This is a genomic window from Plantactinospora sp. BB1 (genome assembly GCF_003030385.1).
In the GTDB taxonomy this organism is placed as follows: domain Bacteria; phylum Actinomycetota; class Actinomycetes; order Mycobacteriales; family Micromonosporaceae; genus Plantactinospora.
In genome coordinates this window covers 5,904,859-5,930,090 of record NZ_CP028159.1, presented here as the reverse complement: position 1 = coordinate 5,930,090, position 25,232 = coordinate 5,904,859, and the positions used below count along the sequence as shown (strand labels likewise).

Genomic DNA, 25,232 nt, shown 5'->3' with positions numbered 1-25,232 from the left:
CGGGTACCGGTCCCGGATGACCCGCCCCGCGGTGCGGTGGAAACCTGGACCGGGCAGGGCGGAACGTACGGCGGACGGAGCGGAAGCGATGCACAAGCGCAGGATCGGTGCCATCGGACCGGAGGTCTCGGCCATCGGGCTCGGCTGTATGGGGATGAGCATGGCGTACGGGACCCGGGACGACGAGGAGTCGACCCGGACCCTGCACCGCGCCCTCGACCTCGGGATCAACCACCTGGACACCGCCGACATGTACGGGCGGGGGCACAACGAGGAACTGCTCGGCCCGGTGCTGCGCAAGCGCCGCGACGAGGTCTTCCTGGCCACCAAGTTCGGCAACCGGTTCACCGGCGAGGGGAGCACCACCGCCTCCCCGGGGGCGTACGTCGACAGCTCCGGGGCGTGGGCCCACCAGGCGTGCGACGCCTCGCTGGCCCGGCTCGGTGTCGACACCATCGACCTCTACTACCTGCACCGGCGCAACCCGGAGACCCCGATCGAGGAGACCGTCGGGGCGATGGCCGAGCTGGTGGTGGACGGCAAGGTGCGGTTCATCGGGCTCTCCGAGGTGAGCCCGGCGACGCTGCGGGCCGCGCACGCCGTGCATCCGGTGGCGGCGGTGCAGATGGAGTACTCGCTGTTCAGCCGGGACGTCGAGCGGGAGATGCTGGCGACCTGCCGGGACCTCGGCGTGGCGCTGGTGGCGTACTCGCCGATGGGCCGGGGGCTGCTGACCGGGACGATCAACAGCCGGGAACAGCTCGGCGCCGAGGACTTCCGCAGCCGGGCGCCCCGGTTCGCCGAGGAGAACCTCGACACCAACCTGGAACTGGTCGACCGGGTCCGGGCGGTGGCCGCCGAGATCGGCTGTACGCCGGCCCAGGCGGCACTGGCCTGGCTGCTCGCCCAGGGCGACGACATCCTGCCGATCCCCGGCACCAAGCGGGTCGGTTACCTGGAGGAGAACGCCGCCGCCGTCGACCTGCGGCTCACCGGCGAGCAGGTGGCCCAGCTCTCCGCCGCGATACCCGTCGGGGCGGCGGCCGGCGAGCGCTATCCGGAGCAGTCAATGCGATTTATCGGCAGATAACGGACGAAACGCCCAGGCGAAGCATGATCGGGCGTTGCGTCATGATCGGACCTGCGGCACGATGACGCCGTGGATCACGGTCCGTTACGGCAACTCGGGTTCCTCGACGACTGGACGGACCGGCTGCGCCGGCTGCCCGGCCCGCCCGTCGTCGGGGTGCTGCTGCGCGGCAGCTATGCCCGGGGCGCCGCCACCCCGTACAGCGACGTGGACATCGATGTCCTGGTCAGCGGGGGACCGTACGCCGCGTACCCGGCCTTCCTCGTGGAGACCGGCGACCGGCTGACCCACCTGTCGGTCGCCGTACGGGACGTCGAATCCTGGCTCGAACGGCTCGACCGGCCCGCCGAATGGTCCTTCGGACTGCCGGTCGTCGCGCCCGCACGGTTACTCTGGGCACACGGCGCATGGCGGTCCTCCGTCGACGTCACCGAGATCCGCCAGCGCCCCGCCGAGCCGGATCTGGAGGAACTCGTCGCCGCGCTCGGCAAGGTCGGCGGCGCCTGCGCCAGCGGTGCCGAGTACGAGGCCCGGCTCGCCGCCGCCGAACTGGCCCGGCGCTGCCCCTCGGTGCTCCGGCTCGCCAACCCGACGGTCACGGTGGCCAGCCGGCGAGACGCGCTGGCCGCCGCGCTGGACCTGCCGGTCGCACCGGAGCGCTACCGCGACGACATGCTCAGCTGCCTCGGGCTGCGCCCCGACACCCTGCCCCGGCTGCACTCCGCCGCGCACCGCCTGGTGGCCGGCACGGTGGCACTGGCCCGCCCGTACGCCGAGGAGCTGGCCGGGGTGGTCGGGCCGGATCTCGCCGCCGCCCTGCGCGACGGCCGGCTCGACCGCTACGTCGACCAACTCGTCCGCCCGGACCCGACCGGGACGCCCACCCCACCGGGGACGGACGGCACCCCGGGCGGCGTGGCGCGGGCCACTTCGGCGGGGGGCAGCGGGGACGGGTCGACAGTTCCGGCGCCGCGTGCGAAACAATCGGGAACTATGCCCGTACCCGATCTCTCCCCGGCGACCGCGCCCGGGCCGGCGCGCGGCGGCCCCGCGCGACCCTCGGCCCTCGACCCGGCGATCGCCACGCGCCTGCGCCGCAACCCCGACGGACTGGTCACCGCCGTGGTCCGGGCGCACGACACCGGCGACGTGCTGATGGTCGCCTGGATGGACGACGAGGCGCTGCACCGCACCCTCACCACCGGCCGGGCCACCTACTGGTCGCGCAGCCGGCGGGAATACTGGGTCAAGGGCGACACCTCCGGCCACCACCAGTACGTCCGCTCGGTGGCGCTGGACTGCGACGGCGACGCCCTGCTGGTCAGCGTCGACCAGGTCGGTGCGGCCTGCCACACCGGAAGCTGGACCTGCTTCTCCGACGAACTGCCGGTCACCGGGGCGACCTCCGCCGGACCGGCGACATGACCGAGGCTGGGGCGGTGACCCGATGACCACCGGAGCGGTGAGCCCGGACGAGGCGACCTTCCGCGAGCTGGCCCGGACCCGGCGGGTGGTGCCGGTGGTCCGGCGACTGCTCGCCGACGGGGAGACCCCGGTCGGGGTCTACCGCAAGCTGGCCGGCGGCCCGGGGACCTTCCTGCTGGAGTCGGCGGAGCAGGGTGCCGGCGCAGCCGGGATCGCCTGGTCGCGCTACTCCTTCGTCGGGGTACGCAGCGCCGCCACCCTGGTCGAGCGGGGCGGCCAGGCGCACTGGCTCGGCACGCCCCCCGCCGGGCTGCCGACCGGTGGCGACCCGATGGCGGTGCTCCGGGCCACCGTGGCGGCACTGACCGGCCCGGCCGCCGACCCGGTCGGAGCCGGGCAGGGCCCCATGCCACCCCTGCTCGGCGGCATGGTCGGCTACCTCGGCTACGACGTCGTACGCCGGTTCGAGCGGCTGCCGTCGCTGACCGAGGACGACCTGCGCCTGCCCGAGCTGGGCATGATGCTCGCCACCGACCTGGTCGTGCTGGACCACTTCGACGGCTCGGCGATCCTGGTGGCGAACGCCCTGCTGCCGGCACCACCGGACGGCACGGCCGGCGGTCCGGCGGCCGGTGCCGGCGGGGAGGACCCGGAGTGGGCGGCCCAGGTGACGGCGGCGTACCACCAGGCGGTCGGCCGACTGGACGCGATGACCACCGCGCTGTCCCGGCCGATCCCGCCGATGATCGCCACCGTCGACCGGCCCTCCCCGGGCGAGGTGTTCAGCCGGACCGCCGACGGGGAGTACCCGAAGGCGGTCGAGGTGGCCAAGGAGGCGATCCGGGCCGGCGAGTGCTTCCAGATCGTGCTGGCCCAGCGCTTCGAGCGGGAGACCCGGGCCGATCCGCTGGACGTCTACCGGGTGCTCCGGGCCACCAACCCGAGCCCGTACATGTACCTGCTCCGCTTCGACGACTTCGACATCGTCGGGTCGTCCCCGGAGGCGCACCTGAAGGTGAGCACCGGCGCGGACGGCCAGCGCCGGGCGATGCTGCACCCGATCGCCGGCACCCGGCCCCGGGGCGGCAGCCCGGCCGACGACGGCCGGCTCGCCGCCGAGCTGCTCGCCGACCCGAAGGAGCGGGCCGAGCACGTGATGCTGGTCGACCTGGGCCGCAACGACCTGGGTCGGGTCTGCCGGCCGGGCACGGTCGAGGTGCCGGAGTTCGCCACCATCGAGCGGTACAGCCACGTCATGCACATCGTCTCCACCGTGGTCGGGACGCTGCGGGAGGACCGGACGGCGTTCGACGCGCTCGCCGCCACCTTCCCGGCCGGTACCCTCTCCGGCGCCCCGAAGGTGCGCGCGATGGAGATCATCGAGGAGCTGGAGCCGACCCGTCGCGGCCTGTACGGCGGCACGGTCGGCTACTTCGGCTTCGGTGGCGACCTGGACATGGCGATCGCGATCCGGACCGCGCTGATCCGCCGTGGCCGGGCGTACGTGCAGGCCGGTGCCGGGATCGTCGCCGACTCCGACCCGGCCGCCGAGGACCGGGAGACCCGGAGCAAGGCGGCTGCGGTACTCGCCGCGATCGCGGCGGCGGAAACGCTCCGGCCGGCCCGATGAAACCCGAGCGACCGATGGGCGCCACTCCGGTACCCGCCGAGGGACCGGCCCCGGCGCCACCCGACGCCGACGCGTCCCCGGGTCCCGGGGCGGCACCGGCCGGCGGGGCACGGGCGGCGGGGCGACGGGAGTTGGCGTACGCGGTGCTGCTCTGCCTGCTCGGCGCCGGCCTCGCGGTCTTCGCGGCGACCCGGACCTGGTCGGTCGAACTGACCGCCCGCCCGGCCCCGCTGCCGCCCGGACGGGTGACCCGGACCGGCGGTGACCTGCTGCCCTGGCTACCGGCGCTGGCCCTGGTCGGGCTGGCCGCCGCCGGAGCGGTGCTCGGCACCCGGGGGATCGGACGCCGGCTGGTCGGCGCGGTGCTGGCGCTGCTCGGCGTCGGGGTGGCGGTCGGTGCCGGCTACGCCGGGTTCGGCACCGGCGGCGAGGTCAGTGTCGGCTGGCCGCTGCTCTGCGTGCTGGGTGGCCTGCTGGCCGGTGCGGCCGGCGGCTTCACGGCCGTGCGGGGCGCGGGGTGGCCGGTGATGGGTGCCCGCTACGAGCGGGCCCGGCCGGCCGGGGCGGGCCGGGGGAGTGCGGTGGCCGCCCCCGACGGCCGGGTGGACGCCCGGCGCACGACGGCCGCCTGGGACGCGCTGGACCGGGGTGAGGATCCGACGGTCAGCTGACCGGCTGGCGCGCGACGGTCGAGCCCCGGGACGCGGCGGCGGCCCGGCCGGTGGTCGGGGCGGGTGCCGGCGTGCCGGCGGCGACCTCTCCGGTGGCCGGCCGAGCCGGGGCGGCGACGGTCGCGGGCACGACCGGCGGCGCGGCGGCGAGCGCCGCCACCAGGGCCCGGATCTCGTCCCGGCGCATCGCCCGCTCCCGGTCCGCGCAGATCGCCTCCCAGGCGTTGCCCCGGGCGGTCCGGATCCGGGCGTCGCCGATCACCGCCCGCTCGACGCTGTGCACCATGCCGACCGCGACGGAGAGCACGGCCCGGGGAATGCTGGTCAGGTCGATGGTCGAGTCAGGCTTCGCAGCGCTCATGGTCTTCCCCGCACGAAATCGATCCGGCTGGTCGGCGGCGGTCCCGCGACCAGTGTGCCCGACGTTGATGGTGCCCATCCGGTGTTTCCGGTCGGTCACCCCCGGATCAACGGTTCGTCCGGGTACCGGCCCACCATCCGGGACAACCTCCGGTGCCGGGCGTCGCTTCCTTGATCTCGGTCACAGCCGGACGGGCCCCGGTTCGCCGCGATGGCGCAGCGTGATAGCCCGCTCACAGGGTCGGCCATTATGCCGCAGCCCATCTCGTGAAGCACGCCATACCCCCGAGGGCGTCCGCCCCGTGGCGACGCCTAGCATCGGCCCATGACACCCGGAGAGGGGAGTCCGTTGGTGACTGCTGAGCATCCGCACGCGGCGGGAGACGAAGCCGGATCGGCCACGTCCGCCAACGTGCTCGACGAGATCCTCGCCGGAGTCCGCGAGGACGTCGCACGGCGGCAGGAACAGGTGCCGCTGGAGCAGATCAAGGAACTCGCGGCGGCGGCCGCGCCACCCCGGGACGCGTACGCGGCACTGCGCCGCCCAGGCGTCGGAGTGATCGCCGAGGTGAAGCGCTCGTCGCCGTCCAAGGGTCAGCTCGCCGAGATCGCCGACCCGGCCGACCTGGCCGGTGACTATGCCGCCGGTGGGGCGCGCTGCATCAGCGTGCTCACCGAGGGGCGCTGGTTCGGCGGGTCGCTGGAGGACCTGGCGGCGGTCCGGACCGCGGTGGACATCCCCGTGCTCCGCAAGGACTTCGTCGTCTCCAGCTATCAGGTGCACGAGGCGCGGGCGCACGGCGCCGACCTGGTCCTGCTGATCGTCGCCGCGCTGGAACAGAACGTGCTGGTCGGCCTCCTGGAGCGGATCGAGTCGCTCGGGATGACCGCGCTGGTCGAGGTGCACGACGAGGAGGAGGCGGACCGCGCCCTGGAGGCGGGTGCCCGGGTGATCGGGGTGAACGCCCGCAACCTGCGCACCCTGGAGGTCGACCGGTCGGTCTTCGAGCGGATCGCCCCGGGCCTGCCGAACAACGTCGTCAAGATCGCCGAGTCCGGGGTACGCGGCCCGCACGACCTGATCCGGTACGCCTCGGCCGGCGCCGACGCCGTACTCGTCGGCGAGGGGCTGGTCACCCAGAAGAGTCCCCGCGAGGCGGTGGCCGAACTGGTGAACGCCGGCAACCACCCGGCGACCCCCCGGCCGGTCCGATGAGCCAGCGAAGCGGAGAGCCGGCATGAGCGCACCCACCCTGCCCGACCTCGCCGGGCACTTCGGCCCGTACGGCGGCCGGTTCGTCCCGGAGGCGCTGGTCGCCGCGCTCGACGAACTCGACACGGCGTACCGGGAGGCGCTCGCCGACGACTCGTTCACCGCCGAGTTCACCCGGCTGCTGCGCGAGTACGCCAACATCCCGTCGCTGCTCTACCGGGCCGAGCGGCTCTCCGCCCGGGTCGGGGCGCGGGTGCTGCTCAAGCGGGAGGACCTCAACCACACCGGCGCGCACAAGGTCCGCAACGTGCTCGGCCAGGCGCTGCTCACCAAGCGGATGGGCAAGCCCCGGGTGATCGCCGAGACCGGTGCCGGCCAGCACGGGGTCGCCAGCGCGACCGCGGCGGCGTACCTGGACCTCGAGTGCGTGGTCTACATGGGTGAGGTGGACACCCAGCGGCAGGCCCTCAACGTCGCCCGGATGCGGATGCTCGGTGCCACCGTCGTCCCGGTGACCGCCGGCTCGCGCACCCTCAAGGACGCGATGAACGAGGCGATGCGGGACTGGGTGGCCAATGTCGACCGGACGCACTACCTGATCGGCACCACCGCCGGCCCGCACCCGTTCCCGGCGATGGTCCGCCAGTTCGTCCGGGGCATCGGGGTGGAGGCCCGGCAGCAGTGCCTGGAGCTGACCGGGGCGCTGCCGGACGCGGTGACCGCCTGCGTCGGCGGCGGCTCCAACGCGCTCGGCATCTTCCACGCCTTCGTGCCCGACGCCGACGTGCGGCTCTACGGCTTCGAGGCCGGCGGCGACGGGGTCGAGACCGGGCGGCACGCGGCGAGCATCACCGGCGGCTCCTCGGGGGTACTGCACGGCACCCGCACCTACGTGCTCCAGGACGCCGACGGGCAGACGGTCGAGTCGCACTCGATCTCGGCCGGGCTGGACTATCCCGGTGTCGGGCCGGAACACGCCTGGCTCAACGACGCGGGGCGGGCCCGGTACGCGCCGGTCACCGACGCGGAGGCGATGGAGGCGTTCCAGCTGCTCTGCCGGACCGAGGGGATCATCCCGGCGATCGAGAGTTCCCACGCGCTCGCCGGTACGCTCAAGATCATCCCTGAGCTCACCGCCGAGCTGGGCCGCGAGCCCACCATCGTGGTCAACCTCTCCGGCCGGGGCGACAAGGACGTGCACACCGCCGGGGAGTACTTCGGCATCCTCGACGGGGACCAGGGGTGAGCGAGATGGCCACCACGGCCGAGCGGGGCATCGGGGTCGCCTTCGAGAAGGCCCGGGCCGAGGGGCGGGCGCTGCTGGTCGGCTGCATGCCGGCCGGCTTCCCGACCGTGGACGGCAGCATCGCCGCGATGCGGGCGATGGTCGACGCCGGGGTCGACGTGGTCGAGCTGGAGATCCCCTACTCCGACCCGGTGATGGACGGTCCGGTCATCCAGCGGGCCAGCGACATCGCGCTGGCCGGCGGGGTACGCACCCGCGACGCGTTGCGGATCATCGAGGCGGTCGCCGCGACCGGGGCCCCGGTGGTCACCATGACCTACTGGAACCCGATCGAGCGCTACGGCGTAGACGCCTTCGCCCGGGACCTCGCCGCCGCCGGGGGCACCGGCCTGATCACCCCGGACCTGATCCCGGAGGAGGCCGGCGAGTGGCTGGCCGCCTCCGACGCGTACGGGCTGGACCGGACGTTCCTGGTCGCGCCCTCCTCGACCGACCGACGGCTGTCGATGACCCTCGAACACTGCCGGGGCTTCGTCTACGCCACCGCCCTGATGGGGGTGACCGGCGCCCGGGAGAAGACCTCGGACGCCGCACCGACCCTGGTCGGCCGGGTCCGGGCGATCAGCGCCCTGCCGGTCGGGGTGGGGCTCGGCGTCAGCACCGGCGATCAGGCCGCCGAGATCGGCCGGTACGCCGACGGCGTGATCGTGGGCAGCGCCCTGGTCCGCTGCGTGCTGGACGCTCCCGACGAGGCGGCCGGGCTGGCCGAGCTGGGCCGGCTCAGCGCCGAACTCGCCGAGGGCGTCCGCGCCGTCCGACGCTGACGGGGTGATCCGCGCGGTCCGGAAGCCGGCGGAGTTCACCGCGAAAAAGGACGACGGGGCAGTTCGTCGTACCTGTCGGGACGAAGCAGGCGGGAATCGCCCGGGGTACGCAACCGGACCGGGGTGCCGCCGGCAGGGGTAGCGACGGTAGCCTGTGCACCCGTGACCCTCGCCTCGCTCTCTCCTCAGGCGGCCCTGCCGAGCCCCGCCACCGCCGTGTGGCAGCTCGGGCCGGTGCCGATCCGGGCGTACGCACTCTGCATCGTGCTCGGGATCGTGGTCGCCTGCGTGGTGACCGAGCTGCGACTGCGCCGCCGTGGCGTCGCCCCCTGGGCGGTGCTGGACATCGCCGTCTGGGCGGTGCCGTTCGGCATCGTCGGCGCCCGGATCTACCACGTGATCACCTCACCCGGCTCCTACTTCGGCGAGGGCGGTGAGCCGGTCAGGGCCCTCTACATCTGGGAGGGCGGGCTCGGCATCTGGGGTGCCGTCGCGGGCGGCGCCGTCGGTGCCTGGCTCGCCGCGCGGCAGCTCGGCCTGCCGCTGACCGTGGTCGCCGACGCGCTCGCCCCGGGCATGCCGCTGGCCCAGGCCGTCGGCCGGATCGGCAACTGGTTCAACAACGAGCTGTTCGGCGGGCAGACCTCGCTGCCGTGGGGCCTGGAGATCCACCGGATGGACCCGACCAATCCCGGGCACGCGCTCCGCGACGACAGCGGCAACCCGATCCTCGAACCCGGGCTCTTCCACCCGACCTTCCTCTACGAGGCGCTCTGGAACGTCGGCGTCGCCGGCCTGGTCCTGCTGCTCGACCGGCGACTCAAGCTCGGCCGGGGCCGGGCGTTCGCGCTCTACGTGATGGGTTACACCGCCGGCCGGTTCTGGATCGAGATGATGCGTACCGACGCGGCGACCGAGATCCTCGGCACCCGGCTCAACGTCTGGACCGCCGTCCTGGTCTTCCTCGGCGCGCTGGTCTACTTCCTCCGGGTCCGGGGGCCGCAGGAGTACCTCGTGCCGGTCGGCGGCGTGCCCGCCCCGCTCGGCGCGGGCGACGCCGCCACCAGCGACGTCTCGCAGGTCGACGTCTCCCGGGAGCCGGCCGCGGTCGGTGCGCCGAGCGCCTACCGGGTGGTGACGGAGGAGCAGTTCCGGCACTTCCAGTCCACCGGGGAGGTCCCGCCGGCCGAGGAGCCGGGCGGAGCCGAGGGGCCGGACGGAGCGGCCGAGCCGGACGGAGCGGACCCGGCCGGGCGCGACGACTCCGGACACGACGACTCCGGACACGACGACTCGGGGCGCGACGCCTCCGAGGGCGACGGCGCGGCCCGGCCGCCGGCTCCGGCCGGATCGTCCGAGACCTCCGTGGAGTCGGCCGCCCCCGCAGAGCCGGCCGCCGCGCGGGACGGCGAGCCCGCCGACGCCGGTGCCGCGCCGGGGACCGCCGACCGGGACCGTTGAGCGGGGGAGCCGGCCCGATGCGTACGGCCGTGGTGGTGGGCGCCGGAATCGGCGGACTGGCGACCGCCGGTGCACTGGCCCGCTCCGGATGGCAGGTGACCCTGCTGGAGCGGGACGACCGGGTACGCGCCGAGCGCACCGCGCTGGTGCTCTGGCCCAACGGGGTACGCGCGCTGCGCGCCCTCGGCCTCGGCGAGGGGCTGGCCGCGATCGCGACGCCGCTGCCCGACGTCGGGGTTCGGCGCCCCGACGGGCACTGGCTGGTGCAGCCCCGCCCCGGGCTCGGTGAACGCGCGCCGGTCGTCGTACACCGGGAGGACCTGCACGACGCGCTGGTCGCCGGCCTCGGCGACCGGGTGGAGATCCGCACCGGCGTCGAGGTCCGGACCGTCCGGGTCGGCGACGGCGACCGGCCGGTGATCGGCGACGGGCGCGCCAGCTACGAGGCCGACCTGGTCGTCGCCGCCGACGGCATCGACAGCGCGGTCCGCCGCCGGTTGGCGCCGGAGGCCACCGTGGTCAGCTCCGGCTGCGCGGCGTGGCGGGCCGTCATCCCGTGGTACCGGGCGCCCCAGTTGCCGGCCGACCGGCCGGTGGACGGCGAGACGCTCGGCGCCGGTTACCGGTTCGTCGCGGCCTCGCTGGGCGACCGTGGCGCCTCCGGCGGCTCCACCCGGGGCGGGATCTACTGGGTGGCGACGGCGGCCGGGGCGTCCCGGCCGGAGCCGCCGGCAACCCAGCTCGCCCTGCTCCGCCGCTGGTTCGCGAACTGGCCGGCGCCGATCGGCGAGCTGCTCGCCGCCACGGAACCGGAGGACCTGGTCCAGCAGGAGGTACGCGAGCTGCGCCCGCTGCCCCGCGCGTACGGCTTCCCGGCCGGCACCGGCGGGGTGGTGCTGATCGGCGACTCCGCGCACGCGATGCCGCACCACCTGGGTCAGGGCGCCTGCCTCGCCCTGGAGGACGCCGCGACGCTGCGTTCGGTGCTCCGGGAGGCGATCCCGGGTGCGCCGCTGCGCGAGGCGGTCGAGTCGTACAACCGGCTGCGCCGGCCCCGGACGGTGACCGTGGTCCGGCAGACCCGGCGGATGTCGGCGGTGTTGCAGGCCCGGGGGCGGCTGGCGCTGCGGGCCCGGGATGCCGCCCTCGGCACCATCACGCCCCGGTTGCTGGGCAGCGCGGCGAGCGTGGCGGCCCAGTGGCGGCCACCGGAGTGATCGACCGGGGGTCGGCCGGCGGCCGACCGTCGGCAGATCTTCGGTTGCCGGCTCCGGCTCGGGTCGACGGGTCGACATCCGAATCGAAGGGGGCCGCTGCCCGAGCGGGTCGCGCCGGACCCTCCGGTTCGTCGGCTAACCGACCGATCGGGAGGATGCCCCACACGACGCCGCGTCGCGCACACTACCCGGGAGCGAAGGTGAGGGCTCCCAGTTGCGGCACAGCGTGCCTGATCAACAGGCTTGTACGGAGCGGCGGCACGCCACCCCGGCCGAGGTACGACTGCTCGGACCGGTCCGCCTGATCGGTCCCCGGGGGCCGGTCGCGCTGCCGGACGGTGCCGGTGCGCTCCTCGGGCTGCTGGCGCTGCGGCCCAACGAGCCCGTCCCGGACGCCGAGTTGCTGGCCGCGCTCGCCGGTCGGGACGCGCTGTCCCGGGCCGGTGCCCGTCCCCTGGACCGGGCGGCGACGCTGCTGGCCACCGCGCTGGCCGACTGCGGGTCACCGGGCGCGCTGGAGGTCCGACCCGGCGGATACCTGCTCCGGATGCCCTGCGACCGGATCGACGCGAGCCGGTTCGGCCGGCTGCTCGACCGGGCCCGGCGTCGGATGGCCGGCGGTGAGCTGCGGGCCGCCGCCCGGCTGTTCCGGGCCGCCCTGGCCGTCTGGACCGAGCCACCGGTTCCGGCCGGGGAGGGCCGGGCCGCCGACGAGCAGAACCCGTACCGGCTCTGCCCGTCCGGCTGGGCCGCCGTGGAGCTGGGCCGGCTGCGGCAGGCCCGGATCGGCGCCTTCGAGGACCGCTGGGCCTGCGTGCTGCGGCTGGCCGTGGCGGCGCACACCGCCGCGGGTGGCCCGGTCGCCGATCGGGCGACGGTGGCCGCCGGGGCGACCGCCGCCCGGGTGGCCCGGGCGGGGGTGGCCGAGCTGACCTCGGCGGTGGCGGCCCATCCGCTGCGGGCACGGCTGTGGGAGCTGCTGCTCGTCGCCGCGTACCTGCACCAGGGACGCCGGGGCGCCGCCGAGGTGCACCAGCGGGCCCGGGAGGTCTTCCGGGACCAGGCGGGCGTCGAGCCGGCCGGTCGGGTCTGCGTACTCGCGGCGGCGGTGCGCGCCGGTGAGCTGCCCGAGGACTGGGCGACGGGTCCGGCTCCGACGCCTGCCCCGGAGGTCGCCACCGGCTCGTCGGCGTCCCGACCGCGTCCGGCCGCCCGGCTGCCGGTCCCGCTCACCGCCCTGGTCGGCCGGGACGAGCTGCGCGACGTCGTCGCCGAGCAACTGGACCGGCACCGCCTGGTCACGCTCACCGGCACGGGCGGGGCCGGCAAGACCCGGCTGGCGCTCGCGGTCGCGGCGGCCCGCACCGACGGGCCGGTCTGGTTCGTCGACCTGACCCCGGTGGAGAGCCCGGTACGGGTACCGCAGGCGGTGGCCGCCGCGCTCGGCGTACCGGACCTGGGGCGGGACATGGTCGAGGCGCTCGCCGCCGACCTGGGCCCGGTCCGGGCGCTGCTGGTGCTGGACAACTGCGAACACCTGGTCACCGGCTGTGCGGAGCTGGTGCAGCGGTTGCTCGCCCGCTGCCCGGGACTGCGGGTGCTGGCGACCAGCCGGGTGGCGCTGCGGCTGCCCGCCGAGTCGCGGATCCGGGTGCCGGCGCTCGCCGTACCCGAGGTGGGCACCGGGCACAGCCTCGCGGCGCTGGCCGCGCACCCGGCCACCCGGCTCTTCCTCGAACGGGCCCGCGAGGTCACCGGCCGGCCGGTACCCGAGGCCAGTGCCGACGCGGTCGTCCGGCTCTGTGCCGACCTGGACGGGCTGCCGTTGGCGATCGAGCTGGCCGCGGCGCGTACCCCGATGTTGACGGTCGACGAGATCGTCACCCGGCTGCGGACCGACGTACGGCTGCTGCGCAGCCCGGACCCGAGGCCGCCGGACCGGCACCGGAGTGTCGCCGCCGCGGTGGAGTCGAGTCTGGCCATGCTGGACGCGGCGGCCTGCCGGCTCTTCGACCGGCTCTCGATCTGTGCCGGCGGGTTCGACGCCGAGGCGGCCCGGGCGGTGGCCGGCCCGTCCGCGCCGGCCGCCCTGGCCGCGCTGGTCGAGGCGTCCCTGGTGGAGCCGCTACCCACCGAGGGCCCGGAGCCGACCGAGCCGGGCGGGGCGAGCGATCCGGGCGGGGCGACCTATCTGGACGGGGCGACTGACCCGGGCGCGGCGGCCGACCCCGGCGGGGTAACTGAGCCGGGCGCGGCGGCCGAGCCGGTGCGACGGTGCGGCCCGGAGGGCCCCGGCGAGGCGGGCGAGGGTGCCCGGACCCGCTACCGGATGCTGGAGCCGGTCCGGCGGCACGCGCTGGCCCGGCTGCTCGACTCCGGTGCCGAGGTGACCGCCCGGCAGGCGCTGGCGGCCTACTGCCTGGACCTGGCCCAGCGGGCCGACGACCGGCTGCGCGGCGCGGCCGGGGACCGGTGGCTGGCCCGGCTGCGCGCCGAGGAGCCGAACCTGCGGTCCGCGATGGCCTGGCTGGCCGAGGCGGGTGCGGGCGGACCCGCCCACGGTGACCTGCGGCTGGCCGCCGCCCTCGCCATGTACTGCCGGCTGGCGGGGAACTACCGGGAGGGGCACGGCTGGCTGTCGACGGCGCTGGCCCGGCATCCGGACGCCCCGGCCGAGCTGCGGGCCCGGGCCGGGATCGGCGCGGCCATGCTGGCGATGCTGGCCTGCGACTATCCGGCCGCGATCCGGCACGCGGAGCTGGCCCGGGCCGCCTGCCGGGTCACCGGTGACCGCCGGGCCGAGGCGCGGGTGGAGCAGATCCTCGGCTCGGTGGCCCGGGAGCAGGCCCGGTACGCCGACTCCGCCGGTCACCTGGCCACCGCCGGTGCCATCTTCGCCGACTGCGCCGACGAGTGGGGCGAGGCGCAGACGACCGAGCTGCGCGGCTTCACCGCCTGGCTCGCCGGTGACCTGGACCGGGCCGACTCGCGGCTCTGGGCGAGCCTGCGCCGGCACGAGCGGCTCGGCGACCCGCTGGCGGCGGCGAGCGCGCTGATGAACCTCGGTGCGGTGGCGCTGTACCGGGGCGACATCGACCGGGCGTCGTCGCTGGTGGACCTGGCTCTGCGGCGGTACTCCACGGTCGGCTTCCCGGAGGGGGTCGGCTGGGCGCACAACCTGCGCGGGCTGGTCGAGCTGCGCGGTGGGCGTACCGGCCGGGCCGCCCGGCACCTGCGGCTGAGCCTGGCCGCGCACCGCCAGGTCGGTGACCGGTGGCGTACCGCCAGCGTGCTGGAGGCGCTGGCCGAGGTGGCCCGGCTGGACGGTGACCCGGTACGCGGGGCGGAGCTGCTCGGCGCGGCGGACCGGATCCGGGAGGAGATCGGGGCGCCGGTGCCGGCCTGCGAGCGGGCGGACGCCGAGGCGACGAAGCGGGCCCTGCGCGCCCAGTTGGACGGCGCGGTACGCCCGCTCGGGACCGGCACGGACGGCGGCACCGGCACCGGCACGGGCGGCGGCACGAGCACAGGTACCGGCACCGGCGGGGCCACCGGCGGCGGCTTCGCCCCGGCACACCGGTACGGCCGGGAGGCGCCGCTGGACGTCGTGCTGGCCGGCGGCGGGGGCGCAGACCGGCCCCCGGCGCCCTGAACCGGTGCCGGCCGAGGGCTCAGTGCCCGGAGCCGGCGTCGGGGTCGAAAGTGGTCGGCAGCTTGCCGAGTACGCCGTTGACGATGTGGATCCGGCCGCCCGCGATCCGGTAGTCGGCGCAGACGCTCTGCACGTGTTCGCCGATCCGGGCCATCGGCCCGGCCGCGCTGACCGGCACCGTGCTGCCGTCGAGGGTGCGTACCGTGCCGTCGGCGACCAGGTCGGCCAGCGGGTGGGCGCCGGCCACCAGGTGGGCCCGGACCAGGTCCCGCAGCTCGTCCCGGCGGTGGATCATCAGGTCGTCGAGGTTCTCCTCGGAGAACTTCTTCCCGAACGCGTCGTCGGTCGGGGCCAGGATGGTCACCCCGCCCGGGGCGCGCAGCTCGGCGGCGAGGTCGGCGGCGCGGACCGCCGCCTCGAACCGGGTCAGCACCGGGATCCACTGCAACGCCACGTCGCCGGGCTGGTCGGCCAGCGCGTCCGGGTTGCCGGGGTCGGTGCCGGAGGGGAGGGCCGCGCAGAGCGGGCCGGTCACCCCGGAGCCGGCCGCCGCCGCGTCCCGGTCGTCGGGGCCGTCGTCGGTGCAGCCGGCGGCCGTGCCGGCGAGCAGCGCGGTGGCGGCGAGCGCCAGCGCCGCCCGGAGCCGGCCACGACCGATCCGGGTACGGCGGGCAGCCTGCCGCCGGACGGGACCGCCGGCCGGGGAGGCTGGGATGGACGGCTCGGACACGACAACCTCCACGACTGACGGGGGTGCCGTACCGGTGGACCGGGCCTTGACGACCCGACCCACCGGTACGGCGGATGGTGCCTGGTTCAGCGGTGCGTCGGCCGGGTCACAGCGCGGCGCACTGGCCCACCTTCGGGCCCTTCACCGAGTTGGCCACCTCGATGTTGGTCGGCGCCGGGCTGTTGACCGCACAGCTCAGCGGACCGTTCACCGAGTTGCCCGCGACCAGGGCCGGGCCGCTGTCGGTGTTGTTCACCGCGAGCGAGACCGGGCCGGAGATCGTGTTGTCGACCAGCGAGACGGCGCCGGTGGTGCCGGCGACCGAGACCGGGCCCCGGACGGTGCTGTCGGCCAGGAAGACGCCGGCCGCGCCGGCCGCGCTGACCGGGCCGCTGATCGTGCTGCCGGTGGCGACGAGGATGGCACCGGGCCGGACGGTCACCGGGCCGTTCACCGTCGCGTCCGACAGGCAGGCGAAGCCGGAGATGGTCAGCGGCCCGTTGTGCCGGCCGGTACGGGTCGGGTAGACCCGGGTGCCGTCGACCAGCTCCTCCGCGCCCTGGGCGTCCAGCAGCAGCGGGATCAGGCCCCGCTCCGGCTGGGCCAGCGGCACGTAGTACCCGTCGCTGCCCTTGACGACCTTCCAGCCGTGCGCGGCGATCCGCTGCGCCACGGTGGCGCCGACCCCGCCGGGGCCGTCGGTGCGCGCCCCGTTGTACTGCTCCTCGGTGAGCTTGTACGCGCACGGCGCGTTGTCGAGGATCATCTCCGGTACGGGCAGGTCGTCCCGGGGTCCCGCCTCGCCGGGGTGCGGCGCCGGGTGCAGCGGGATCGGCCGGGAGCCCCGGAAGACGAGCCGGCCGGTGTTGCTGGCCTGGAACTCGATCGCCTCGCTGCGCGCCTGCTGGATCGCCGGCAGGTTGGCCCGGTGGTAGTCGAGGAACTGGCTGAACGTCCAGAGCGCCGAGTACGTCTTGCGGCGCCGGTTGTTCGCCGAGTTGCCCTCGTCCGGCCGGGTCGCCCCGCCGGAGCTGCGCAGCTCCAGCAGCGAGTTGACGGTGTTCTTCAGCCCGAGGGTGTTGCGCAGGATGGTCTCCTCGCTCAGCCCCACGCCGCTGCCGCCCTGGCAGCCGTACGGGCAGGCCCACCAGCCGTCCTTGGCGCCCTCGACGTACATGTGGCCCTCGATCATGTCCATCGACTCGTCGAAGATCTGCTTGGCCACGTTCTGGTGCCGGGGCGGCAGCATCGGCAGGTCACCGGCGGTCGAGTTGCCGTACTCGTGCCCGTCGTAGCCGGCCACCGGCCGGTAGTCGCGGACCATCTTCACGTACGCCGCGGTCTCCGGCTGGCGGATCAGCGAGTAGTCGCGGTTGAGGTCCTGCCCGGTCGAGTTGCCCCGGGTGTTGGCGGCCCGGCCGTCTCCGTTGATGGTCGGCACGATCAGCACGGTGGTGTGCTTGAGCAGGTCGATCGTCCTGGCGTCGGTGCCGAACGCCAGCTTGCGGGCCAGCACCAGGCAGGCTTCCCGGTCGCCGGGCTCGTTGCCGTGCACGTTGCAGTTGATCGCCAGCGGCGAGGTCGCGGCGACCGCCGCCGGGGTGGCCGGCGGCGCGGGGTAGCCGATCACGAACATGTTGATCGGCCGGTTCAGCACGGTACGGCCGATCTCCACCACCCGTACCCGGTCGCTGAGCCGGTCGATCTCGGCGGTGTAGGCGTACTCGTCGACGTCGCTGGTGTACTGCGCGGCCTTGGTGGTCTCCCACTGGGTACGCAGGTTCTCGCCGGGGACGGCCGGGTTGCCCCAGGGCTGCCGGGTGGTGCCGGTGACCGGTGCCGAGTACGGCTGTTCGGCGGTGCCGATCCGGGCCCGTACCCGCCACTGGAACCGCAGGCCGGGGTCGAAGCCGGCGTCGGCGAAGGTCGGCGACTCGTTGTTGATCTGACGGTTCGGCCGCCAGACGCCGACCACCACCGCCGGGCCGGTGGCCGTGTCGGAGGCGTCGACCGGGGTGCGCTCGATCTGGTAGTCGGTGGCGTCGGGGACCGGCGTCCAGGCGACCGTGGCGTACCCGTCGGCCTGGGTGACGGTGAGTCCGGTGACCTGGTTGGGCTCCGCGGCCGTGGTGCCCGGCACCGCCGAGGTCGGCTGGCCGAAGGCCGCCGAGGGGGCGGTGACGGTGCCGAGGCTGGCCACGAGCAATGTAGACAGTACGACTACCGTCGGTTTCCTTATTCGCATGTGAACTCCGAGGGGGAGGAGTCGGGGGGACAGCACTGCCGGTCATCATGATCCCTGACGTGCGGCGATGCAATGATCTTGAGGATGTCTTGAGTATCCTCGGCCGCCCCCCGGCCGCGACCCCCTCGGCTCAGCCCACCGGAGCGGGCTCGGCGATGCAGGCGGTGCCGATCCGGCGGAAGCCGACCCGCAGGTAGACCCGGGCGATCTGCTCGCTGCCGGCGGAGAGGAAGACCAGGCTCGTACCGTCGTCGAGCAGCCGGCGGGCGAGCGCGGCGGTGACCGCGGCGCCGAGGCCCCGGCGGCGGGCCGTGGGCAGGGTGGCGATGCCGGCGATCTCGGCGACGTCGTCGACCCGCAGCGCCATGCCGCTGGCCACGGCGCCCTGTCCGGGCAGCTCGACCAGGGCGGAGATCCGGCGGCCGGCGGCCGTCCGGGTCCGCTCCTCGTCCAGCGAGTCGACCGGCAGCTCGACCAGGGCGGTGTCCCGGGCTGCCGGGCCGGCCGCGCCGACGTCGGTGCCGGGTGCGGCGAAGCCGACCGCCGCGACCGCCCGCCGGGCCGCCACGTCGGCGGCGAACGTCGGCGCCGCCGGGTCGAGGATCCGCACCGGCGTCGCCGTGAACTCCTCGGGCGGGGGCAGGGCGGCCGGGTCGAGCACCATCAGCGGCGCCTCCAGCACCGCCAGCCCTGCCGACCGGGCCACCGCGAGCAGCTCCGGGTGGTTTTCGTGTACCCACTCGAACGCCTCGGGCAGGCCGAGGTCCCGCTGCCGCTGGCGGACGGCGGTCACGTCGGCGGCCGACGGCGGCTCCGTGGCGTCCAGCCTGGGACGGGCGTAGAATGGCCATCCCGCACCATCGCGGACGAAGAGCACCAGCCCGCCGAAATCCTCCGTGTGTGCCCCGTCACGCGGCACCGCATCGTAAAAACGTTCCAACCGGTCAAACGGCTCGTCTCGTACAGATGCCACCGGGGGAGCGTACACGTACGGGACCCGGGCCATGTGATCAATTCCGCTGCCTGTGATCGGTTCGCCCCTGGTGGACCCCGCCGGACCCTAACGTAGACTCGAGAGACCCAGCAGGGCCGACGTCGTCCCGACCTAATGATTGAACGTGAGTGACGACAGGAGCCCCGGTGGCCTTTCCGTACCCCCAGGAACCGCACCTCTCCTCGTCGGCGGGTGCCGACTCCGCGTCGACCGGCCCCGGCCGCGTCCCGGAGCACCCCGACCGGAGAGCCCGGGCGCCGGAGCCACAGGGGCTCTACGACCCGGCCACGGAGCGGGACGCCTGCGGAGTCGCCTTCGTCGCCGACCTGCACGGCCGCCGCTCGCACGACGTCGTCGCCAAGGGCCTCGCCGCGCTCTGCCGGCTCGACCACCGGGGTGCCCGGGGCGCCGAGCAGAACACCGGCGACGGCGCCGGGATCATGCTCCAGGTGCCGGACGAGTTCCTCCGGTCGGTCGTCGACTTCCCGCTCCCGCCGGCCGGGCAGTACGCCACCGGCCTGGTCTTCCTGCCCACCGACCCGGCCGACGAGGCGCGCGCCCGCACGGTGCTGGAGAAGTACGCCCTGGTCGAGGGGGCCGAGATCCTCGGCTGGCGGGACGTACCGGTCCGCGCGGACGACCTCGGCGAGAGCGCGCTGGCGGCCCGGCCGGTGATCCGGCAGGTCTTCCTGGCCGCGCGACGGCTGACCGGCTCGGCGGCCGGCCGGGCCGGCGCCCCGCTGACCGGGATCGACCTGGACCGGGTCGCGTTCTGCGTCCGCAAGCAGGCCGAGCGGGAGACCGCCGAGCGCGGCATTCCCGCCTACTTCCCGTCGCTCTCGGCCCGGACCATGGTCTACAAGGGCATGCTCACCCCGGACCAGCTCCCGGAGTTCTTCCCGGACCTGACCGACCCCCGGGTGGCGAGCGCGATCGCCCTGGTGCACTCCCGGTTCTCCACCAACACCTTCCCGTCCTGGCCGCTGGCCCACCCCTACCGCTTCATCGCGCACAACGGCGAGATCAACACGATCCGGGGCAACAAGAACTGGATGCAGGCCCGGGAGGCGCTGCTGCGCAGCCCGAGCATCCCGGGGAACATCCGGCGGCTCTTCCCGATCTGCACCCCGGCCGCCTCCGACTCGGCCAACTTCGACGAGGTGCTGGAGCTGCTGCACCTGGCCGGGCGGAGCCTGCCGCACGCGGTGCTGATGATGATCCCGGAGGCCTGGGAGAACGACCCCGACATGACTCCGGCGAAGCGGGCCTTCTACCGCTTCCACGCCAGCCTGATGGAGCCCTGGGACGGTCCGGCCTCGGTCGCCTTCACCGACGGTTCGCTGGTCGGCGCGGTACTCGACCGCAACGGGCTGCGTCCGGGCCGGTGGTGGCTCACCTCGGACGGCCTGGTGGTGCTCGGCAGCGAGGCCGGGGTGCTCGACCTCGACCCGGCGAGCGTGGTCGCCAAGGGGCGGCTCCAGCCGGGCCGGATGTTCCTGGTCGACACCGCCGCCGGCCGGATCGTGCTGGACGACGAGATCAAGTCCGAGCTGGCGGCCGAGCAGCCGTACGACGAGTGGCTGCACGCCGGCCTGATCGACCTGGCCGACCTGCCCGCGCGCAAGCACATCGTCTACACCCACCACTCGGTACGCCGTCGGCAGCAGACCTTCGGCTACACCGAGGAGGAGCTGAAGATCCTGCTCGGCCCGATGGCCCGGGCCGGTGCCGAGCCGGTCGGATCGATGGGCACCGACACCCCGATCTCGCCGCTGTCGACCCGGCCCCGGCTGCTCTACGACTACTTCCACCAGCTCTTCGCCCAGGTCACCAACCCGCCGCTGGACGCCATCCGGGAGGAGTTGGTGACCAGCCTCCAGGCGACCATCGGGCCGGAGGGAAACCTGCTCGACCCGAACCCGGCGAGCTGTCGCCAGGTCGTCCTCCCCTACCCGGTGATCGACAACGACGAGCTGGCCAAGATCCTCTCCATCGACGAGGACGGCGACCTGCCCGGCTTCAAGGCGGTCCGGGTCTCCGGGCTCTACCGGATCCGGGACGGCGCGGCCGGGTTGAAGGCGCGGCTGACCGAGATCTGCCGGCACGTCTCGGAGGCGATCGAGGACGGGGTACGCATCCTGGTCCTCTCCGACCGGGACTCCACCGCCGACCTGGCGCCGATCCCGTCGCTGCTGCTCACCGCCGCCGTGCACCAGCACCTGGTGCGGGAGCAGACCCGCACCCAGGCCGCGCTGATCGTGGAGTCCGGCGACTGCCGGGAGGTGCACCACACGGCGCTGCTGATCGGGTACGGCGCGGCGGCGGTCAACCCCTATCTGGCCTTCGAGTCCGTCGAGGACCTGATCAACACGGGTGCCCTGACCGGTGTCGAGCCGGCGACGGCGATCCGCAACTACGTCAAGGCGCTCGGCAAGGGCGTACTCAAGATCATGTCGAAGATGGGCATCTCGACGGTCTCGTCGTACTGCGGTGCCCAGGTCTTCGAGGCGGTCGGCCTGGACAACCGGCTCGTGCAGCGCTACTTCGCCGGCACACCGGGCAAGATCGGCGGGATCGGGCTGCCGGAGATCCACGCCGAGGTCGCCGCCCGGCACGCCCGGGCGTACGCCGAGAACGCCGGCCAGCGCAACCACCGGCCGCTGGAGGTCGGCGGCGAATACCAGTGGCGCCGCGAGGGCGAACTGCACCTGTTCAACCCCGAGACGGTCTTCCTGCTCCAGCACGCCACCCGGAGCCGGCAGTACGACGTCTTCCGGGAGTACACCGCCAAGGTCGACGGGCTGGCCGAGCAGGCCGGCTCGCTTCGCGGACTGTTCCGGCTCCGCACCGGGGTACGCGAGCCGGTGCCGATCGACGAGGTCGAGCCGGCCAGCGAGATCGTCAAGCGCTTCGCCACCGGCGCCATGTCGTACGGGTCGATCTCGGCCGAGGCGCACGAGACGCTCGCGGTCGCGATGAACTCCCTCGGCGGCAAGTCCAACACCGGCGAGGGCGGCGAGGACGTCGAACGGCTCTACGACCCGGCCCGGCGCTCCGCCGTCAAGCAGGTCGCCAGCGGCCGGTTCGGGGTGACGAGTGAATATCTCGTCAACGCCGACGACATCCAGATCAAGATGGCCCAGGGCGCCAAGCCCGGCGAGGGCGGGCAGCTCCCCGGCAACAAGGTCTGGCCGTGGATCGCCCGCACCCGGCACGCCACCCCCGGGGTCGGGCTGATCTCCCCGCCGCCGCACCACGACATCTACTCCATCGAGGACCTGGCCCAGCTCGTACACGACCTGAAGAGCGTGAACCCGGCCGCCCGGGTACACGTCAAGCTGGTCAGCGAGGTCGGGGTCGGCACCGTCGCGGCGGGCGTCGCCAAGCTCAAGGCCGACGTCATCCTGATCTCCGGCCACGACGGCGGCACCGGCGCCTCCCCGCTCAACTCGCTCAAGCACGCCGGCACCCCGTGGGAGCTGGGCCTGGCCGAGGCGCAGCAGACGCTGCTGCTCAACCGGCTCCGCGACCGGGTCACCGTGCAGGTCGACGGTCAGCTCAAGACCGGCCGGGACATCATCGTCGCGGCGCTGCTCGGCGCCGAGGAGTACGGCTTCGCCACCGCACCGCTGATCGTCGCCGGCTGCGTGATGATGCGGGTCTGCCACCTGGACACCTGCCCGGTCGGCATCGCCACCCAGAACCCGGTGCTCCGGGAGCGCTACACCGGCCGCCCCGAGTTCGTGGAGAACTTCTTCCTCTTCCTCGCCGAGGAGGTCCGGGGCTACCTCGCCGAGCTGGGCTTCCGGAGCCTGGAGGAGGCGATCGGCGCCACCGAGCTGCTCGACTTCGCCCCGGCGCTGGACCACTGGAAGGCGCACGGCCTCGACCTGCGGCCGGTACTGCACGTCCCCGAGCTGCCGGCCGGTGCCGCCCGGCGCGGCGTACGGGCCCAGGACCACGGGCTGGACCGGTCGCTGGACAACGAACTCCTCGCCCTGGCCGAACCGGCGCTGGCCGACGGCACCCCGGTCCGGGCGGCGGTGGCGGTACGCAACGAGCACCGCAGCGTCGGCGCCATGCTCGGCGGCGCGGTCACCCGGCGGTTCGGCGGGGCCGGCCTACCCGCCGACACCATCGAGTTCGACCTCACCGGCACCGCCGGCCAGTCGTTCGGTGCCTTCCTGCCCAGCGGCGTGACGCTGCGGCTGGCCGGCGACGCCAACGACTACGTCGGCAAGGGACTCTCCGGCGGCCGGATCGTGGTCCGCCCCGACCCGGCGGCACCCTTCGCCGGCGGCCTGGACGCGCCACCCGGCCCGAACGGCCGGGCCGAGGACCAGATCATCGCCGGCAACACCATCCTGTACGGGGCCACCGGCGGGGAGCTGTTCCTGCGCGGCCGGGTCGGCGAGCGGTTCGCGGTACGCAACTCCGGCGCGGTCTCGGTGGTCGAGGGGGTCGGCGACCACGGCTGCGAGTACATGACCGGCGGCGTGGTGGTGGTCCTCGGCCAGACCGGGCGGAACTTCGCCGCCGGCATGTCCGGCGGTACGGCCTTCGTCTGGCAACTGGACCGGCGCCGGGTCAACCCCGAGCTGGTCGACCTGGCCCCGCTCACCGACGACGAGCGGGTCACCCTCTACGACCTGGTGCAGCGGCACTTCGCCGAGACCGACTCGTCGGTGGCGGAGGGGCTGCTCAAGCGCTGGCCGGAGGCGGTGCGGGAGTTCACCGCGGTGGTGCCCCGGGACTACAAGCGGGTCATGGAGATCATGCGGGTCGCCCGGGCCGAGGGTCGGGACGTGGACGAGGCGGTGATGGGCGGGCTCGCCACGCCGGGCGTACCGGCACAGCCCGCCGCCGCCAGCACACCGGCACCGCCGGCACCGACTCCGCCCGCGTCCCCGGCCCGGCCGGTCGCCCCCGGTTCGCGCCCGTCCCAGGAGGTGGCTCGTGCCTGACCCGAGTGGATTCCTCAAGCACGACCGGAAGCTGCCGGCCCGCCGCCCGGTGCCGGTGCGGATCTCCGACTGGCGCGAGGTGTACCCGAGCGCCGACGAGGGCCTGATCCGCGACCAGGCCACCCGGTGCATGGACTGCGGCATCCCGTTCTGCCACGACGGCTGCCCGCTGGGCAACCGCATCCCGGACTGGAACGACCTGGTCCGGACCGGCAACTGGGCGACCGCGATCGAGTCGCTGCACGCCACCAACAACTTCCCGGAGTTCACCGGGCGGCTCTGCCCGGCGCCCTGCGAGGCGGCCTGCGTACTCGGGATCAACGGTGGGGCTCCGGTCACCATCAAGCAGGTCGAGGTGGAGATCGTCAACCGCGCCTTCGACCTGGACCTGGTGGCCCCGCAGGAGGTGCCGGCGCCGACCGGCCGCTCCGTCGCGGTGGTCGGCTCCGGCCCGGCCGGACTCGCCGCCGCCCAGCAGCTCGTCCGGGCCGGGCACGCGGTGACGGTGTACGAGCGGGACGACGCGATCGGCGGCCTGCTCCGGTACGGCATCCCGGACTTCAAGCTGGAGAAGGAGCACATCGACCGGCGGCTGGCCCAGCTCACCGCCGAGGGCGTCCGGTTCCGCACCGGGGTGAACGTCGGCGTCGACGTCACCGCCGAGCAGCTCCGGGCCGAGCACGACGCGGTGCTGCTGGCCTGCGGCGCGCTCGCCGGCCGGGACACCCCGGCGACCCCGGGCCGGGCGCTGCGCGGCGTGCACCAGGCGATGGAGCACCTGGTGGCGGCGAACAGGGTGGTGAACGGGCGGGAGTCGTCGACCCCGATCGACGCCGCCGGCAGGCACGTGGTGATCATCGGTGGTGGCGACACCGCCGCCGACTGCCTGGGGGTGGCGCATCGGCAGGGCGCGGCCGGCGTACACCAGCTCGACCTCTATCCGCGGCCGCCGCACGAGCGCGACGAGGCCCGCGACCCGTGGCCGACCTGGCCGTGGGTGCTGCGCGAGTACCCGGCGCACGAGGAGGGTGGCGAGCGGGTCTTCGCGGTCGCGGTGCAGGAGTTCGTCGACGACGGCACCGGCCAGGTACGCGCGGTCCGGATCGCCGAGGTGACCGTGACGAAGCGGGACGGCCAGCGGCTGCTGACCGTGCTGCCCGGCACCGAGCGGGAGCTGCCGGCCGACCTGGTACTGCTGGCGATCGGCTTCGAGGGCACCGAGGAGCAGCCGCTGCTCGACCAGCTCGGCGTGGTACGCAACCGGCGCGGCGCGATCGACGCCGACCCCGAGTGGCAGGCCGGTACCCCGGGTGTCTTCGTCGCCGGGGACATGCACCGGGGTGCCTCGCTGATCGTCTGGGCGATCGCCGAGGGCCGGGCCGCCGCCGCCGCGATCCACCGCTACCTGGGCGGAGCCAGCCAGCTCCCGGCTCCGGTGGCGCCGTCCGCGCAGCCGCTGGCGGTCCCGGCCCGCTGAGCCGGCCGACCCCTGCCCGGGCGGGCACTGTCC

At 74.6% G+C, this 25,232-nt stretch carries 15 protein-coding genes and 2 pseudogenes; 13 read left to right on the top strand and 4 right to left on the bottom strand.

Going from position 1 to position 25,232, the window contains the following annotated elements; all coding sequences use genetic code 11:
• The first annotated feature begins 88 nt into the window (after positions 1–88).
• The 5 genes and pseudogenes from C6W10_RS25885 to C6W10_RS25870 all read left to right on the top strand — a co-directional run bounded on the left by C6W10_RS25885 (position 89) and on the right by C6W10_RS25870 (position 4,816).
• Positions 89–1,090: an aldo/keto reductase gene (locus C6W10_RS25885; RefSeq protein ID WP_107261267.1), complete on the top strand. Its 1,002-nt coding sequence runs from the start codon at positions 89–91 to the stop codon at positions 1,088–1,090.
• Between the two features lie 69 nt (positions 1,091–1,159).
• A pseudogene (locus C6W10_RS38775) lies at positions 1,160–1,846 on the top strand (nucleotidyltransferase domain-containing protein); the annotation flags it as partial.
• A gap of 237 nt (positions 1,847–2,083) precedes the next feature.
• Positions 2,084–2,515 (top strand): phosphoribosyl-AMP cyclohydrolase, encoded by a 432-nt coding sequence (gene hisI / locus C6W10_RS38770; RefSeq protein ID WP_234359669.1) that lies wholly within the window; start codon positions 2,084–2,086, stop codon positions 2,513–2,515.
• A gap of 22 nt (positions 2,516–2,537) precedes the next feature.
• A complete protein-coding gene (locus C6W10_RS25875; RefSeq protein ID WP_107261263.1) occupies positions 2,538–4,145 on the top strand; it encodes an anthranilate synthase component I in 1,608 nt (535 codons plus the stop codon).
• Positions 4,146–4,159: 14 nt separating this feature from the next.
• Complete coding sequence (locus C6W10_RS25870) at positions 4,160–4,816, top strand: Trp biosynthesis-associated membrane protein (protein ID WP_107261261.1); 657 nt, start codon at positions 4,160–4,162, stop codon at positions 4,814–4,816.
• A gap of 142 nt (positions 4,817–4,958) precedes the next feature.
• Here the strand turns inward: C6W10_RS25870 and C6W10_RS25865 are convergent.
• Positions 4,959–5,177: pseudogene (locus tag C6W10_RS25865) on the bottom strand (hypothetical protein); the annotation flags it as partial.
• 411 nt (positions 5,178–5,588) lie between these two features.
• On the opposite strand from C6W10_RS25865, the gene trpC reads away from it, so the two are divergent.
• The 6 genes from trpC to C6W10_RS25835 all read left to right on the top strand — a co-directional run bounded on the left by trpC (position 5,589) and on the right by C6W10_RS25835 (position 14,789).
• Entirely contained in the window at positions 5,589–6,392 is an 804-nt protein-coding gene (gene trpC / locus C6W10_RS25860) for an indole-3-glycerol phosphate synthase TrpC (RefSeq protein ID WP_199853574.1), read from the top strand.
• 22 nt (positions 6,393–6,414) lie between these two features.
• Positions 6,415–7,635: a tryptophan synthase subunit beta gene (gene trpB / locus C6W10_RS25855; protein ID WP_107261257.1), complete on the top strand. Its 1,221-nt coding sequence runs from the start codon at positions 6,415–6,417 to the stop codon at positions 7,633–7,635.
• Positions 7,636–7,640: 5 nt separating this feature from the next.
• Entirely contained in the window at positions 7,641–8,459 is an 819-nt protein-coding gene (gene trpA, locus C6W10_RS25850) for a tryptophan synthase subunit alpha (protein WP_107264289.1), read from the top strand.
• Positions 8,460–8,621: 162 nt separating this feature from the next.
• Positions 8,622–9,920, top strand: coding sequence for a prolipoprotein diacylglyceryl transferase (gene lgt / locus C6W10_RS25845; RefSeq protein WP_107261255.1), 1,299 nt, complete (start codon positions 8,622–8,624; stop codon positions 9,918–9,920).
• A gap of 17 nt (positions 9,921–9,937) precedes the next feature.
• Positions 9,938–11,137: an NAD(P)/FAD-dependent oxidoreductase gene (locus C6W10_RS25840; RefSeq protein WP_107261253.1), complete on the top strand. Its 1,200-nt coding sequence runs from the start codon at positions 9,938–9,940 to the stop codon at positions 11,135–11,137.
• A 226-nt stretch (positions 11,138–11,363) separates the two neighbouring features.
• Positions 11,364–14,789 (top strand): BTAD domain-containing putative transcriptional regulator, encoded by a 3,426-nt coding sequence (locus C6W10_RS25835; protein WP_107261251.1) that lies wholly within the window; start codon positions 11,364–11,366, stop codon positions 14,787–14,789.
• Between the two features lie 19 nt (positions 14,790–14,808).
• Here C6W10_RS25835 and C6W10_RS25830 read toward each other — a convergent pair whose 3' ends face one another.
• The 3 genes from C6W10_RS25830 to C6W10_RS25820 form a co-directional block, all read right to left on the bottom strand.
• Entirely contained in the window at positions 14,809–15,519 is a 711-nt protein-coding gene (locus C6W10_RS25830; RefSeq protein ID WP_107261249.1) for a fasciclin domain-containing protein, read from the bottom strand.
• Positions 15,520–15,625: 106 nt separating this feature from the next.
• Positions 15,626–17,719, bottom strand: coding sequence for a M14 family zinc carboxypeptidase (locus C6W10_RS25825; protein ID WP_234361430.1), 2,094 nt, complete (start codon positions 17,717–17,719; stop codon positions 15,626–15,628).
• A gap of 175 nt (positions 17,720–17,894) precedes the next feature.
• Positions 17,895–18,770: a GNAT family N-acetyltransferase gene (locus C6W10_RS25820; protein ID WP_107261246.1), complete on the bottom strand. Its 876-nt coding sequence runs from the start codon at positions 18,768–18,770 to the stop codon at positions 17,895–17,897.
• Between the two features lie 134 nt (positions 18,771–18,904).
• Here C6W10_RS25820 and gltB point away from each other — a divergent pair, with 134 nt between their 5' ends.
• Together gltB and C6W10_RS25810 are read left to right on the top strand one after the other, a co-directional pair.
• Positions 18,905–23,722: a glutamate synthase large subunit gene (gltB, locus tag C6W10_RS25815; protein ID WP_107261244.1), complete on the top strand. Its 4,818-nt coding sequence runs from the start codon at positions 18,905–18,907 to the stop codon at positions 23,720–23,722.
• Entirely contained in the window at positions 23,715–25,199 is a 1,485-nt protein-coding gene (locus C6W10_RS25810; RefSeq protein ID WP_107261242.1) for a glutamate synthase subunit beta, read from the top strand. Before gltB ends, C6W10_RS25810 begins: the two co-directional genes overlap by 8 nt.
• The last annotated feature ends 33 nt before the right edge of the window (positions 25,200–25,232 follow it).